This window comes from Streptomyces lucensis JCM 4490 (assembly GCF_014650035.1).
Classification (GTDB): domain Bacteria; phylum Actinomycetota; class Actinomycetes; order Streptomycetales; family Streptomycetaceae; genus Streptomyces; species Streptomyces lucensis.
Window position 1 is genome coordinate 1 of record NZ_BMUE01000007.1, and the last position, 14,311, is coordinate 14,311.

Annotated in this window: 11 protein-coding genes; 9 read left to right on the top strand and 2 right to left on the bottom strand. The window is 72.5% G+C overall.

Translation table 11 applies throughout. The features are described from left to right. From IE177_RS17180 to IE177_RS17200, 5 genes are all read left to right on the top strand, one after another. Nucleotides 1-268 (top strand): carboxyl transferase domain-containing protein (locus IE177_RS17180; RefSeq protein WP_308431566.1); only part of this gene is annotated, 268 nt, incomplete at its 5' end. 21 nt (nucleotides 269-289) lie between these two features. Continuing rightward, nucleotides 290-490: an acyl-CoA carboxylase subunit epsilon gene (locus IE177_RS17185; protein WP_190016236.1), complete on the top strand. Its 201-nt coding sequence runs from the start codon at nucleotides 290-292 to the stop codon at nucleotides 488-490. A 113-nt stretch (nucleotides 491-603) separates the two neighbouring features. Beyond that, nucleotides 604-1,920, top strand: a complete 1,317-nt coding sequence (locus tag IE177_RS17190; protein ID WP_229816081.1) for an NDP-hexose 2,3-dehydratase family protein — start codon at nucleotides 604-606, stop codon at nucleotides 1,918-1,920. A 41-nt stretch (nucleotides 1,921-1,961) separates the two neighbouring features. After that, nucleotides 1,962-2,957: a Gfo/Idh/MocA family protein gene (locus IE177_RS17195; RefSeq protein ID WP_190016238.1), complete on the top strand. Its 996-nt coding sequence runs from the start codon at nucleotides 1,962-1,964 to the stop codon at nucleotides 2,955-2,957. Between the two features lie 60 nt (nucleotides 2,958-3,017). Next, nucleotides 3,018-3,761: an NAD-dependent epimerase/dehydratase family protein gene (locus IE177_RS17200; protein ID WP_190016239.1), complete on the top strand. Its 744-nt coding sequence runs from the start codon at nucleotides 3,018-3,020 to the stop codon at nucleotides 3,759-3,761. 63 nt (nucleotides 3,762-3,824) lie between these two features. On the opposite strand, the gene IE177_RS17205 is transcribed toward IE177_RS17200, so the two are convergent. Then, nucleotides 3,825-4,895 (bottom strand): ketoacyl-ACP synthase III family protein, encoded by a 1,071-nt coding sequence (locus IE177_RS17205; protein WP_190016240.1) that lies wholly within the window; start codon nucleotides 4,893-4,895, stop codon nucleotides 3,825-3,827. 204 nt (nucleotides 4,896-5,099) lie between these two features. Next, nucleotides 5,100-5,816 carry an O-methyltransferase gene (locus IE177_RS17210; protein ID WP_229816082.1) on the bottom strand — a complete coding sequence of 239 codons (717 nt, stop codon included), beginning with the start codon at nucleotides 5,814-5,816 and terminating at the stop codon, nucleotides 5,100-5,102. Nucleotides 5,817-6,172: 356 nt separating this feature from the next. Here IE177_RS17210 and IE177_RS17215 point away from each other — a divergent pair, with 356 nt between their 5' ends. Genes IE177_RS17215 through IE177_RS17230 form a run of 4 tightly spaced genes read left to right on the top strand, consistent with a single transcriptional unit; the run spans nucleotide 6,173 to nucleotide 14,272 of the window. Continuing rightward, nucleotides 6,173-7,216 (top strand): ketoacyl-ACP synthase III family protein, encoded by a 1,044-nt coding sequence (locus IE177_RS17215; protein WP_190016242.1) that lies wholly within the window; start codon nucleotides 6,173-6,175, stop codon nucleotides 7,214-7,216. Between the two features lie 53 nt (nucleotides 7,217-7,269). Beyond that, a complete protein-coding gene (locus tag IE177_RS17220) occupies nucleotides 7,270-7,536 on the top strand; it encodes an acyl carrier protein (RefSeq protein ID WP_190016243.1) in 267 nt (88 codons plus the stop codon). A gap of 20 nt (nucleotides 7,537-7,556) precedes the next feature. Beyond that, nucleotides 7,557-8,906 (top strand): NAD(P)/FAD-dependent oxidoreductase, encoded by a 1,350-nt coding sequence (locus tag IE177_RS17225; RefSeq protein WP_229816130.1) that lies wholly within the window; start codon nucleotides 7,557-7,559, stop codon nucleotides 8,904-8,906. A 38-nt stretch (nucleotides 8,907-8,944) separates the two neighbouring features. Further along, nucleotides 8,945-14,272: a type I polyketide synthase gene (locus tag IE177_RS17230; protein ID WP_229816083.1), complete on the top strand. Its 5,328-nt coding sequence runs from the start codon at nucleotides 8,945-8,947 to the stop codon at nucleotides 14,270-14,272. Nucleotides 14,273-14,311: the final 39 nt, after the last annotated feature.

Consider the following 14,311-nt stretch of genomic DNA (forward strand, 5'->3'; position numbering starts at 1 on the left):
GATCGCCGTCATGGGCGCGGAAGGCGCCGCCAACGTCATCTTCCGGCGGCAGATCGCCCGTGCCGAGGACCCCGAGGCCATGCGCCAGAAGATGGTCAAGGAGTACAAGGCCGAGCTGATGCACCCCTATTACGCCGTCGAGCGCGGCCTCGTCGACGACGTCGTCGACCCCGCCGAGACCCGCGAGGTGCTGGCCAGGGCGCTGGGGATGCTCCGCAGCAAGCACGCCGACCTGCCGTCGCGCAAGCACGGCAACCCACCGCAGTAGCCTTCCAGGAAGGGATCACGCATGAGTAGCGACGACATCCTGCGCGTCGAGAAGGGCCGCCCCGGCCCCGAGGAACTCGCCGCCGTCACCGCCGTACTGCTCGCCCGGACCGCGCCGACCGGCCCCGAACGCGCTGATGACGGCCAGGACAAGGCGGTCTGGCGCCGCCTGGAACGGGACGGCGGTTTCGCGCCGGCCCACAGCTGGCGCTCGGCCGTCTGACCGGAAGGGCGCCCGGCCGCCGCCTCGTGCTTTGGCCGCGCCCAATACCCGCTTCAGTAACCGCTGCTGAGCTTCCCGTGTATGTCCGGGCAAGTCCCGTCAGGAGGCTCTGGGTGACTGAAGCAGCAGCTGATACCCCGTTCCGCGCGTGGTGGCGGGAGCGAGCGTCGGCCCATCGGTCCGAGGTCACGCGCATCCCGTTCTCCCAGCTCGACGGCTGGGGCTTCGAGCGGCACGGGGGGAACCTGGTGCACACGAGCGGCAAGTTCTTCACCGTCGAGGGCCTGCGGATCGAGACGGACGACGGCGCGGAGGCCCGCCAGCCGATCATCCATCAGCCGGAGATCGGTGTTCTGGGCATACTGGTCAAGGAGTTCGGCGGCGTCGTGTACTGCCTGATGCAGGCCAAGATGGAGCCCGGGAACCTCAACACCGTCCAGCTCTCGCCGACGGTGCAGGCGACCCGCAGCAACTACCTGCGGGTGCACCGCGGGGGCCGCACCCGCTATCTGGAGCACTTCTGGGGAGCGGACCGGGGCAGCGTGCTCGTGGACGTCCTGCAGTCGGAGCAGGGCGTCTGGTTCTGGCACAAACACAACCGCAACATGATCGTCCAGGTGGACGGCGACGTACCCGTGCACGAGGCCTTCCGCTGGGTGGCCCTGCCCGAGCTGCTGGCCCTGCTGCACAGCGACAATCTCGTCAACATGGACGCCCGTACCGTACTGGGGTGCCTGCCGCGGGAACTGCTGCCCGCCGAGGGCCGTACCGGCGCGTTCGCCGCGGCGCTGCGCCGCTCCTACGAGACCGGATCCGGCACCGCGGCCATCCGCAGCTGGCTGCACGACGTGAAGGGCCGCGGCCGCTGGAACACCCGGCTCATCCCGCTGGACAAGACGCACGGCTGGACACGCGGCAGTGACGAGATCTCCGCCGACGACGGCTCCGGCTTCCGCGTCATCGCGGTACGGGTGCGGTCCGTGAACCGCGAGGTCCCCGAATGGACACAGCCGCTGCTGGCCCCGCGGGAGGAGGGACTGGCCGCCTTCCTGGTCCGGCGCACCGGTGACACGCTGCGTCTCCTGGTCCAGGCACGCTACGAACCCGGACTGCTGGACCACGTGGAACTGGCCCCCACGGTCCGCACCCCACCGGTCGCCGCCGACGAGGAGGTGCCGTTCCTCAAGGACGTGCTCTCGGCCGACCCCCGCCACATCCGGTTCGACACCCTGCTGTCCGAGGAGGGCGGACGCTTCCACCACGCGCTCACCCGCTACCAGGTGATCGAGCTGCCCGCCGACCACCCGGCCGGAGCCGGCGACCACCACCGCTGGATGACGGTCGGCCAGCTCATGGAGCTGGTGCGGCACGGGCACTACCTGAACATCGAGGCCCGCAGCCTGCTCGCCTGCCTGCACAGCCTGCGCTGACCACGTTCCGCGCGGCGGACGAGACGAGAGAGGACACCACCATGCACCGGACCGCCGACGGCCCGGCGCTGCGCGTCGGCGTGCTGGGATGCGCCGGGATCGCCTGGCGCAACACCCTGCCCGCCGTGCTGCGGGTGCCCGAGGTGCGGCTGACCGCCCTCGCCAGCCGGGACCCGGCCAAGGCCCGCACCTTCGCCGACCGGTTCGGCGGCACCCCCGTCGAGGGATACGACCGCCTCCTCACCCGCGACGACGTGGACGCCGTCTACGTCGCCCTGCCCACGGGACTGCACCACCACTGGGCCCGCCGCGCACTGCTGGCCGGCAAGCACGTGTGGGCGGAGAAACCGCTCGCCGCCACCGCGGAGCAGGCCGAGGACCTCGTCCGGCTCGCCCGCGCGAACGGCCTGGTGCTCAGGGACAACTTCATGTTCCTGCACCACAGCCAGCACGCCGTCGTGGCCCGGGTGATCGCCGAGGGGCGCATCGGGGAACCCAGATCGTTCTCCAGCGCCTTCGGAATCCCGCCCCGCCCCGACGACGACGTCCGCCTCAGCGCCGAACTCGGCGGCGGCGCACTGCTCGACGTCGGCGTCTACACGGTCCGCGCGGCCCAGCTCCTGCTCGGTGACGACCTCACCGTCGCCGGATCCGTCCTGCGCGTGGACCGGGCCCGGGGAGTGGACCTGGCAGGCTCCGCGCTGCTGCACACCCCCGACGGCCGCACCGCCGCACTGGCCTTCGGCTTCGACCGCGCCTACCGCTCCACGTACGCCGTCTGGGGCAGCGAGGGCCGGCTGTCGCTCGACCGGGCCTTCACCCCGCCCGCGACCCACCGGCCGCTGCTCCGGATCGAACGCCAGGATCACCACGAGGAACTCTCGCTCGCCCCGGACGACCAGTTCGCCCAGCTCGTCAGGGCGTTCGCCGCCGCGGTGCGCGAGAAGCGGGACCACCGCCCCTACGAGGAAACGCTGCTTCGGCACGCGGCCCTGACCGACTCGATCAGGGAAGGCGCCCGACTGGTCGCCGGCTGAAGCGGCCGGGTGGTGACGGCGCCGCCCCCGGACCTGCTCACGGAGAGGACACACAGTCACATGGAAGTCATAGGCCGGGGTTTCCTTGCCCGGCATCTCGCCTCGCTGGCCACCCGCCATCCCCAGGTCACCGCACTGGCCGCGGGAGTGTCGACGACGGGCGAGGTGGAGCAGAGCGCCTACCAGCGCGAGGCCGCGCTGCTCTACGACGTGATCGACGCGTGCCGCCGCCAGGGCCGCACACTGCTGTTCTTCTCCACGGCCTCCGCCGCCATGTACGGAGGCTCCGGAGGACGGGGCCACGAGGACGGACCCGTCCGCCCCCAGTCCCGCTACGGACACCACAAACTGTCCCTGGAGAACGTCGTCCGCCTGTCCGGCGTGCGCCATCTCACCGTCCGGCTCAGCCATGTCCTGGGACCGGACCAGCCCGCCCACCAGATGCTGCCGACCCTGGTCAGAGCGGTGCGCTCCGGCCGGGTCGACGTGCACCGCGGCGCCTGCCGGGACATCATCGACGTGGCCGACATGGTGTCCGACGTCGACACCCTGCTCCGTGCCGGCGTCAGCGGTCAGGTGGTGAACGTCGCCTCCGGCATCGCCGTACCCGCGGAGCACATCATCGACCACCTCCAGGCCCGGCTCGGAGGCCCGCTGGAACGCCGGTACCTGGACCGGCCCAGCCGCTACGAGGTGTCACTGGACAAGCTGTTCCGCCTGACCTCGGGAGCGGCGGGGCGGAAGTTCCCCGACGACTACTACAAGAAGGTGATCGACAACTGTCTGAGCTGCGCCGCGCTGTGACGGACGCCAGTGCTGCGACCGGGAGGGTTCACCGGCTCGCGGCAAACCTTCCCGGCCACAGCACTAACGCCCGTACCGCCGGTACCGCCCGTACCGCTCGTACGGTGAGAGATCACCGATCGTCAGGACGAGGCACGTGATGTGGAAGCCCGCGGTCCCGCAGACCAGCATGAGCCGGTCGCCCTCCGAGACCTCGCCCGAGGTGATCAGCCGCTCCAGGCCGTAGATGTGGTCGCTCGCGCCGGCATGGCCGATCGAGCGGCCGTGCTCCCAGGCCGACCGGCTCAGCGGCAGACCCAGCTGCTGCATCACGAGCGCGTCGGTCTGGGCCCCGCCGACGTGCGCGAACAGCACCCTCGCGAGATCCTCGGGGCCGATGCCCACGTCGTCCAGCGTCCGGGCCATGGCCCTGCGGTACGCCTTGATCTGCAGGCTCTGCAGCTCCAGCCCGCTCAGCGTGGACAGGGCGGCGTTCTCCCGGGCGCGGGCGAGCACGTCGACCTTCGGCCGCAGGGCAGGCGTCGGCTCGGTCAGCGGCAGGGCGCCCCGGTGGAACCGCTCCATCTGCGGGACGGTGGTGGAGTTGACGGCCGTGAGCTCCGCGATGCCCGGCCGGCGGCCCAGTACGACCGCGCAGGCCCCGTCCCCGACGGCGATGCCGTAGCCGGCGCTGCGCCAGCGGTCGACGGTGGGGGAGTCGTGGACCATGGTCGCCGTGGTGAGCACCGCGGTGGAGTCCTCGCCCCGCAGAGTGAGCCAGCCCGCCGCCATCTCCAGCGCGGCGAGCATGCCGTTGCAGCCCTGGTTCACCACCTGCCCCGCGCCGTCCGGGCAGCCGAGTTCCCGCAGCAGGTATCCGGCGGGCGACCACTCCTCCGGCCCGTTCCAGAAGCACACCGCGTGCATCAGCATGTCGATCGCGGCCGGGGCCACGGCGGCCCGGCCGATCGCCTCCCGCGCCGCCGTGGCCGCCATGTCCACCGGGGGGACCCCGGGGGCGATCTGCACGCGCAGCAGATCGTCCCCGGGGAAGTCCTCGTCGCACAGACCGGCCGCTCGCGCCTCCTGCGGGCTCGTCCACCGTGTGGGCCGGTGGAGCCCGATGGACCGGACGTGGATGCCGCTGACCTTCATTGCCTCTCCCCGATGCCTTCCGCGCGCCCGCGGGCGACGCACCGGGCCGGGGCCTCGCGCGAAGGTCCGGCCTCGGGTGGGCGCCGGGACGTTCGCGGCGGACCCCGTGCCACGGGGGCGCTCGGACCGCCCCCGGACCGGACGCCGCCGGTGGACTCCACTGTCGCGCCCCGGCCTTAAGGCGTCCTAACGGCGGGGCCGGCCTCAGCAGCGCACCGACAGCTCCAGACCGGGGACCTCGGGCATCAGCGCCATCAGCCCCGCGTCCGCGGGCAGGCGCCCCATACCGTCGGCCAGCGGGCCCCGCGCCTCCCGCGCGTGCCGGGGCAGCAGCGGGATCCAGCTGGAGCGGAAGCCGTTGACCGGGTCCCGGACGTACGCGAGATAGTCGGGCTCGCCGTTGTCGTTGACGACGACGGCGCCGGAACGCAGCTGCGGGACGAGCAGCCTGAGCACGTCGAGCGCCAGCGAGGTGCCGCCCTCGGCGGTCCAGCTGCTGTCGGTGGCCTGGAACCCGTCGACGATCGCGAAGTCGACCGGTCCGCCGACGTCGGCGAGCGTCTCGCGGGCGTCTCCCTCACGGATCTCGACGTACTCGCCGAGACCGGCCGCCGCGACGTTGCGCCGTGCGGCGTCGACCTTCTCCGGGACCAGCTCGGATCCGATCACCAGACCCCCGCCGTTGTCCCGCACGGCGGCCGCCAGACAGATCAGCGAGGTGCCGACGGACGTCGCGAAGTCGACGGCGCGGGTGACCCGGGCCGCTCGCGCGGTCAGATAGACCAGGTCGCCGATCTCCGCGCTCACCGAGAGCGGCAGCCGCGCCAGCGCGAAGGGGTCCGCGCTCCACGCGCCCGAGACCACCGCCTCCTTGAAGGAATCGACGTTCACCCGGTCGAGTCGCTCGAGAACACTTTCCACCCGGGGGTCCCGGAACGCTTCGGACGTCACCATGCTGAGCCGGCCTTTCGTCGGTGGATAGGGGCGGCCGGCGACCGGGCGACGGCAGGAGGCGTACGCCGCCGGTGCGGCGCACGGGCACGAGAGGTTCAGGGGGCGACGGACGGCGTACCGCCGGGAGCGGGTGCCGGCGGTCGACGGTCACGGGGCGCCCAGGTCACGCAGCCCTGCCGAGCAGCGTACCGACCCGGAGCCCGGCGCACCGACAGGATCTGCGCCATGCTCCCGCGGGGGCCGAAGCTCCCCGGCCGTTCTTAGAGGGCCTTAAGAACCGACCGGCACGCTCGTCGCAGCCTGGCAACCAAGGAGGCACGTTCGTGCGGACGCCCGACATATTCATCAAGGCGACGGGGAGATTCCTCCCCGAGACGGTCAGCGTCGAGTGGGCCGTCGAGCAAGGCCATTACCCGGCCCGTGACGCCGAGTTGCACGAACTGGGCGGAGTCGCCGTCGCCGGGGACACCCCCGCGCCGGACATGGCGCTGTGGGCCGCGCAGGAAGCGCTCAAGCGGTGCGGACACCGGCCCGAGGACCTGGACCTGCTGCTGTACGTCAACTCCTGGCACCAGGGCCCCGACGGCTGGCAGCCCCAGTACTACCTGCAGCGCCTCCTCGTCGGCGGGGACGTCCTGTCGGTCAACGTCCAGCACGGCTGCAACGGCATGTTCAGCGCCATGGAACTGGCCGCGGCACACCTGCAGGCCGGCCCCGGCCCCCGCTCGGCCCTCGTCGTCGCGTCGGACAACTTCGGCACACCGCTCATGAACCGCTGGACGATGGGGGCGGGTTACATCGCGGGGGACGGCGCCAGCGCCGTGGTGCTCACCACCGACCCCGGATTCGCCCGCCTGCTGGCGGTGGGCTCCGTCGCCGTACCCGACGCCGAACAGATGCACCGGGGTTCCGAACCGCTGTTCCCGCCGGGACCGACGATCGGCCGGGCCGTGGACTTCACGGCCCGCAACGACTCGTTCCGCGAGCAGGCCCTGTCCCAGGGCATGGGCACCGGTGTCCTGATGCAGGTGCACCAGCGGACCCTCGAACTCGTGGACCGGACCCTGTCCGAGGCCGGGATCACCCTCGGCGACGTGTGGCGGGTCGCCTACATGAACTTCTCGCGGGAGATCGTGGAACAGCGGTGCATGGCGGCCCTCGGCCTTCCCATGTCGATCTCGACGTGGGAATTCGGCAGAACGCTCGGGCACGTGGGAGCGAGCGACCAGATCGTCTCGCTGGACGAGCTGGTCACGACGGGGGAGCTGCGCCCCGGCGACCACATGCTGCTGCTCGGAATGGGTCCGGGCGTCACGCTCTCCTGCGCCGTCGTCAAGGTCGTCACGCCGCCCCCCTGGAGCGACTGAACCCCCACGCCCCGGCCGGCCCCGGCCTTCGACCCCCGACCAAGGAAGAGGCGATGACAGCAGAAGAATACGCGTCGAAGCTCGTCCCGTTCATCCAGGAGAACCTCGTACCGAAGGACTCCGACGTCACGGTGGACGAGTCGACCCCGCTGCTGGAGCTGGGAATCCTCGACTCGCTGAAGACGGCGATCCTGATGAACTACATCCGCAACGAACTGGGTGTCGTCATCCCTCCCGAGCAGCTCAGCAACAGCAACTTCAAGTCGCCCGGGACCATCGCCGCCGTCATCACCGACCTCGCGGCCTCGAACGCCGGCTGAACGACGACCAGGAGGACATGATGCAGCCCGATTTCGACGCCGCGATCATCGGCGGTGGCCCGGCCGGATCGGCCGTCGCCTCCTACCTCGCCGAGGCCGGCCTGTCGGTGGCCGTGTTCGAGAGCGAGATGTTCCCGCGCCCCCACATCGGCGAGTCGCTGGTCCCCGCGACCATGCCGGTCCTCGACGAGATCGGCGTGATGCCCGACATCGAGGCGGCGGGGTTCCCCAGGAAGTACGGGGCCGCCTGGACGTCCGCCGAGTCACGCGACGTGCCGCACAACGGATTCACCGGCCTCGACCACGACTTCAAGGCCGCCGAGGTCATGTTCGTCGAGCGGGACCAGCCCGGTGTCCACCGCGACTACACCTTTCACGTCGACCGCGCGAAGTTCGACCTGATCCTGCTCAAGCACGCCGAGAGCCGGGGCGCCCAGGTGTTCCAGAAGACCCGTGTCCTCAAGGCCGACTTCGACACCGACCCGGACCTCGTCACCCTCAACTGCCGCATCGGCCCCCGCACGCTGGACTTCACGGCCCGCATGGTGGTCGACGCGTCCGGCCGGCAGACCATGCTCGGCAACCAGCTCAAGGTGAAGGTCCCGGACCCCGTCTTCAACCAGTACGCGATCCACACCTGGTTCGAGGGACTGGACCGCTCGGCCATGGCCATCGACCAGTCCAAACGCGACTACATCTACGTGCACTTCCTGCCTCTCGAGGACACGTGGATGTGGCAGATCCCCATCACCGACACCATCACCAGCGTGGGCGTGGTGACCCAGAAGCACCGGTTCAAGGCCGCGAACGCCGACCGCGAGAAGTTCTTCTGGGACGTCGTCTCCAGCCGCGAGGACATCCACGAAGCGCTGCGGAAGTCCGAACGCGTCCGCCCGTTCAAGGCCGAGGGCGACTACAGCTACTCCATGCGGCGGATCTGCGGCGACCGGTTCGTGCTCATCGGCGACGCCGCGCGGTTCGTCGACCCCATCTTCTCCAGCGGCGTGAGCGTCGCCCTCAACAGCGCCCGGCTCGCCGCGAAGGACATAGTCGCCGCCCACAAGGCGGGCGACTTCCGCAAGGAGCGCTTCTCGACGTACGAGGACAAGCTCCGCCGGGCCGTGCGGAACTGGTACGAGTTCATCTCCGTCTACTACCGGCTGAACGTCCTGTTCACCGCGTTCGTCCAGGACCCCCGCTACCGCATCGACGTACTGAAGATGCTCCAGGGCGACTTCTACGACGGTGAGGAGCCCAAGGCGCTGGGAGCCATGCGGGACCTCGTGACCAAGGTCGAGAACGATCCCGACCACCTGTGGCACCCCTACCTCGGCACGCTTCGGGCCCCGTCGGCAGCCCCCTCCTTCTGACCCGCCGACCGCGTCACGGACGACAAGGAGCTTGGACCGTGCCCAGTCACGACGCTGCCCGCGCAGGCAGCCCGGATGCCGTCGAGGAACCCATCGCCGTGCTCGGCATGGCGTGCCGGTTCGCCGGCGGGGCCGACACCCCGGAAGCCTTCTGGGACCTGCTGCTCGATGGCCGGGACGGCATCGGCGAGGTCCCCGGCAAGCGGTGGCGCGTGTACGAGGAGGCCGGCCCCGACCACGCCGCGGCGCTCCGCCGCGCCACGCGGTGGGGCGGATTCCTCGACGACATCGAGGGGTTCGACGCCGAGTTCTTCGGGCTCTCCCCCCGGGAGGCGGAGCTGATGGACCCGCAGCAGCGGCTGCTGCTGGAGGTGGCCTGGGAGGCGCTGGAGCACGCCGGCATCCCGCCGCGCGACCTCGCGGGCACCGACGCCGGCGTGTTCGTCGGCATCGGCTCGGACGACTACGGCCGCCGCATGCTGGAGGACCTGCCCGGCATCGAGGCGTGGACGGGCATCGGCAGCGCCATGTGCGCGGCGGCCAACCGGATCTCCTACGCCCTCGACCTGCGCGGCCCGAGCCTCGCGGTGGACACGGCCTGCTCGGCCTCCCTCGTCGCGGTCCATCTGGCCTGCCAGAGCCTGCGGGCCGGCGAGAGCGACGTGACGCTCGCCGCGGGCGTCAACCTCATCATCTCGCCCGGTCTGACGCTCACCCTGGACGCGGCCGGCGCGACCGCGCCCGACGGGCGCTCCAAGTCCTTCGACGCCTCCGCCGACGGCTACGGCCGGGGCGAGGGCTGCGGCCTGCTCGTCCTCAAGCGGCTCTCCGACGCCCGGCGCGACGGCGATCCCGTGCTGGCGGTCATCCGGGGCAGCTCGGTCAACCAGGACGGAAAGACCAACGGCATCATGGCGCCCAGCGGCACGGCCCAGGAGCACGTCCTCGAACTGGCCTGCCGGCGGGCCGGCGTCGACCCCGCCTCCCTCGACTACGTGGAGGCCCACGGCACCGGCACCCGGCTCGGCGACCCGCTGGAGGCCGGCGCGCTGAGCGCCGTGTTCGGGCGGGGACGCCCGGCGGACGAGCCCTGCCTGATCGGCTCGGTGAAGTCGAACATCGGGCACCTGGAGGCCGCGGCCGGCATCGCGGGCCTCATCAAGGTGACCCTGGCGCTCAGCAACGGCGAGATCCCGCCCAGCCTGAACTTCACCGAGGGCAACCCCGCCGTCGACTGGGACGGCTCCGGGCTGCGCGTCGTCACCGGACGAACCGCCTGGCCCGCCCACGAAGACCGCCCCGTCCGGGCGGGAGTCTCCGGATTCGGCTACGGCGGCACCATCGCCCACGTCGTCATGGAACGGGCCCCCGGGACGCGAGGCCCCGCCGGCACACTCCCCGGCCGGGCGCGGCGAGCCGAGGACGCGCCCCCCGGCACGGCTGAACGGCTGTTCCCGGTCTCGGGCGCCTCGCGGGCCTCGCTCAGGGCGTACGCCGGACGCCTCGCCGACCGGCTGTCGGCCCAGGACGCCGGCGCCGAGCTGTCCCTCGACGCCCTGGGCCACACCCTGGCGCTGCGCAGGTCACCGCTGGCCCACCGGGCCGCGGTGGTGGCCTCCGGACACGCCGATCTCGCGGCCAAGCTGCGGCTCGTCTCCGTGGGCGAGCAGACCCGGGAGGCCGTGACGGGGTCCGTCCCCTCCGACCCCGGCGCCGGACCGGTGTGGGTGTTCTCCGGCCACGGTTCCCAGTGGTCCGGCATGGGACGCGAACTCCTCGCGTCCGAACCCGCGTTCGCCGCGGTCATCGACGAGATCGATCCGGTCTTCCAGAAGGAGATCGGATTCTCCGCCCGGCAGGCCGTCCTGGACGGCGACTTCGACACCGTCGACCGCATCCAGACCATGATCTTCGCCGTGCAGGTCGCGCTGGCCGCCGTCTGGCGCTCCTACGGCGCCGCCCCCGCCGCGGTGATCGGGCACTCCGTCGGCGAGATCGCCGCGGCGGTGGCGGCGGACGCCCTGTCCCTGACGGACGGCGCCCGGCTCATCTGCCGCCGGTCCCGGCTGCTGCGGCGCGTCGCCGGCCACGGTGCCATGGCGATGGCGAGTGTCTCCTTCGAGGAGGCGGAACGGCGTCTCGCGGGACGCACCGACGTGGTGCCCGCGATCGCCGCCTCCCCGCACTCCGCCGTCGTCGCGGGAGACCCCGCGGCGATCGAGGCACTGGTCGAGCAGTGGCAGGCCGAGGACGTCCAGATGCGCCGCGTCGCCTCGGACGTCGCCTTCCACAGCCCGCACATGGACCCGCTGCTCGCCGAACTCGCGGCCGCCGCGGCGGACCTGGCGCCGCGTGAACCGAGCGTGCCCATGTACTCCACGGCGATGACGGACCCCCGGTCGACGGCCCCGCTGGACGGCGCCTACTGGGCCGCCAACCTGCGCAGCCCCGTCCGGCTGCGGGAAGCGGTGACGGCGGCCGCCGAGGACGGCCACCTCGCCTTCCTCGAACTGTCCGCGCACCCCGTGGTCACCCACTCCATCGGCGAGACACTGTCCGAACTCGGCCTGGAGGACGCCTTCACCGGCTCCTCGCTCAGGCGCAACCAGTCCGAGCGCACCACCCTGCTCGCCTCCATCGGCGCCGCCCACTGCCACGGCGTCACCGTGGACTGGACCCGGCTGCAGCCGGCCGGCGACCTCGTCCCGCTGCCGCCGGTGGCCTGGCAGCGCAGCCCGCACTGGCACGAGCGCGCCGGCGCGGCCACCGGACAGGGGCTGCAGCACGACCTCGACTCCCACGCCCTGCTCGGACCGCGCGTCCCCGTCGCGGGACGGCCGATGGAGCTGTGGCGCACCCTGCTCGACGACGAGAGCCGCCCCTACCCCGGGAGCCACACCATCAACGGCACGGAGATCGTTCCGGCCGCCGTCCTGATCAACACCTTCCTCGACGCCGGACGGGCCGCCGACGGCACCCGGCCCGTGCTGCGGGACATGACGCTGCGCCTGCCGCTGACCACCACCGAGCGCCGCGAACTGCAGGTGATCAAGGACGACACCGCGCTGCGCCTCGCCTCACGGTCCCAGCAGGACGGCGCGACGTGGCTCACCCACACCACGGCCACGGCACTCGCGGCGAGCGACAGCGCGCCGCCCCGGGGCCTGCCCCCCGGTACCGCACTGGACGCCGCCGACCCCGCGGACGTCCAGCGGCACCTGACGTCGGTGGGCGTGCCCACCATGGGCTTCGACTGGACCATCGAGGAACTCGCCCGCGCAGAGGGCAGGGTGCGGGCGCGGGTGCGCGTGCGGCAGCCCGAGCGGGCGGAGGCGACCTGGGCGCCGCTGCTCGACGCCGCCCTGTCCATCGCGCCGACCGCCGTACCGGGGCCCGCGGCCCTGCGGATGGTGGCCTCCTTCGAGGAGCTGGCGGCGGACGGCGCCCCACCGGACGGGCCGAGCACGGTCGAGGTCGTCGCCGACCCGGCCCGCGAGGGGATCGTCGACGTCCTGGTGAAGGACGCGGACGGACGCGTCGTCGCCTGGGTGAGCGGACTGCGCTACGGCGGCATGGACCAGGGCGCCATGACGGCGGCGCACCCCCGAGACCTGGTGTACGAGGTGGCGTGGCGGCCACTCGAGCTGCCCGCGCCGGCGGACGCCCCGGCACGCCGGCTCGTGCTGGTCGCCGAGGACACGCGGGACACACGGAACCTGAGCGCGGCCCTGTCCGACGCCGGGGCCGACGTGCTGGTGGTACCGGAGCCCGCGCGCCTGGACGGCGTCGCCGGACTCGACGAGGGGACCGACGTCGTCGTGCTCCCGCCGCCGGCGGGGGACACCCCGGTCGCGGAAGCCGCCGTACGCTCCGCGTGGCTGCTCACCCGGACGGCGCAGCGTCTCGCCGCACGCGACACCCTCCGCTTCCCCCGGCTGTGGTGCCTGACCACCGGCGTGCGCGAGAGCCACGAGGAGGCCCGTCTCGCCCACGCCCCGCTGTGGGGTCTGGGCCGGGTGATCGCTGGTGAGCACAGCGAGTTGTGGGGCGGCGTGATCGACCTCGCCCCCGGCGATCCGGGCGCCGACGCCGCGACGCTCCTCGCCGTCCTGCACAGGGGCGCCGGCGACGACGTCGTCGCCGTCCGTGACGGCGCGGCCACGGCGGCCCGGCTGGCCGTGTGCGAACGCGAGCCGGTCCGCGAGTCGCTCAAGTGCCGGGCGGACGGAACCTATCTGATCTCCGGCGGCCTGGGCACCCTCGGCCTGGAGGTCGCCCGGTGGCTGGCCGAACGCGGCGCCCGACGCCTCGTACTGACCGGCCGGCGGGGCCTGCCGCCCCGCTCGGCCTGGGACGGGCCCGCCGACGCGGACACCAGGCGCCGCGTGGACGCGGTCCGCGCCCTGGAGGAGCAGGGCGTCACCGTCCGGGTGGTGCCCCTGGACGTCACCGACGCCGAACGGGCCGCCGAGCAGCTGGACCCGGACGCCCTCGGGCTGCCGCCCGTCCGGGGCGTGGTCCACCTCGCCGGCGTGCTCGACAACCGTATGCTCACCGCGGTCGACGAGGACTCCCTGCGGACCGTGCTGCGGCCGAAGGCCGAAGGCGCCTGGGCCTTGCACACCCTGTTCCCGCCCGGCGCGGTCGACTTCTTCGTGATGTTCTCCTCCTGCGGCCAACTGCTCGGCCTGCCGGGCCAGGCCGCGTACGGCTCCGCCAACGCCTTTCTCGACGCCCTCGCCGCACACCGCAACGCCCGGGCCGCGTCCGCCGGCACGACGAGCCTCGGCTGGACCTCGTGGCGCGGACAGGGCATGGCCGTCAACGAGGTCGTCGACAGCGAGCTGCACGCCCGCGGTGTCTCCGACATCTCGGTCCAGGAGGCCTTCGCCGCCTGGGACTTCGCCGAGCGGCGCGGCCCGGGGCACTACCCCGTCCTGCGCCTGCTGCCCCTCGAACCGGACATGGACCGGCTGCCGTTCCTGAGCGAGGTCCACCAGACCCTGCAGGCGGCGCCCACGACCGGCCAGGGAACCGACGCGTTCACCGGCCTGTCCCCCGATGAGCTGCGCACGCGCCTGCTGGAGGAGGTGGCGGCGCAGATCGCCGGCGAGATGAAGCTGGCCACGACCCAGCTCGACCACCGCCGGTCACTGGTCGAGCAGGGACTCGACTCGGTGATGACGATCGTCGTCCGGCGCCGCCTGGAGAAGCGGTTCGGCCACAGACTCCCGGCGACGCTCCTGTGGCACCAGCCCACCGTGACCGCCATCAGCGAGCACCTGGCGGGCCTCCTGGCCGCGGCCACGACCGTGCCCGGCGACGCCGAGCCGGCCGAGGAGCCCGGGACGGTCACGGCCGTCTGAGGCCGCGGGCACCACGAAGGACCATCCGAGTCACCGACA

Bases quoted from the DNA above. Each gene is read 5' to 3' on its own strand.
- IE177_RS17185 (WP_190016236.1), top strand. From the start codon at position 290: ATGAGTAGCGACGACATCCTGCGCGTCGAGAAGGGCCGCCCCGGCCCC.
- IE177_RS17200 (WP_190016239.1), top strand. From the start codon at position 3,018: ATGGAAGTCATAGGCCGGGGTTTCCTTGCCCGGCATCTCGCCTCGCTG.
- IE177_RS17225 (WP_229816130.1), top strand. From the start codon at position 7,557: ATGCAGCCCGATTTCGACGCCGCGATCATCGGCGGTGGCCCGGCCGGA.
- IE177_RS17205 (WP_190016240.1), bottom strand. From the start codon at position 4,895: ATGAAGGTCAGCGGCATCCACGTCCGGTCCATCGGGCTCCACCGGCCC.
- IE177_RS17220 (WP_190016243.1), top strand. From the start codon at position 7,270: ATGACAGCAGAAGAATACGCGTCGAAGCTCGTCCCGTTCATCCAGGAG.
- IE177_RS17195 (WP_190016238.1), top strand. From the start codon at position 1,962: ATGCACCGGACCGCCGACGGCCCGGCGCTGCGCGTCGGCGTGCTGGGA.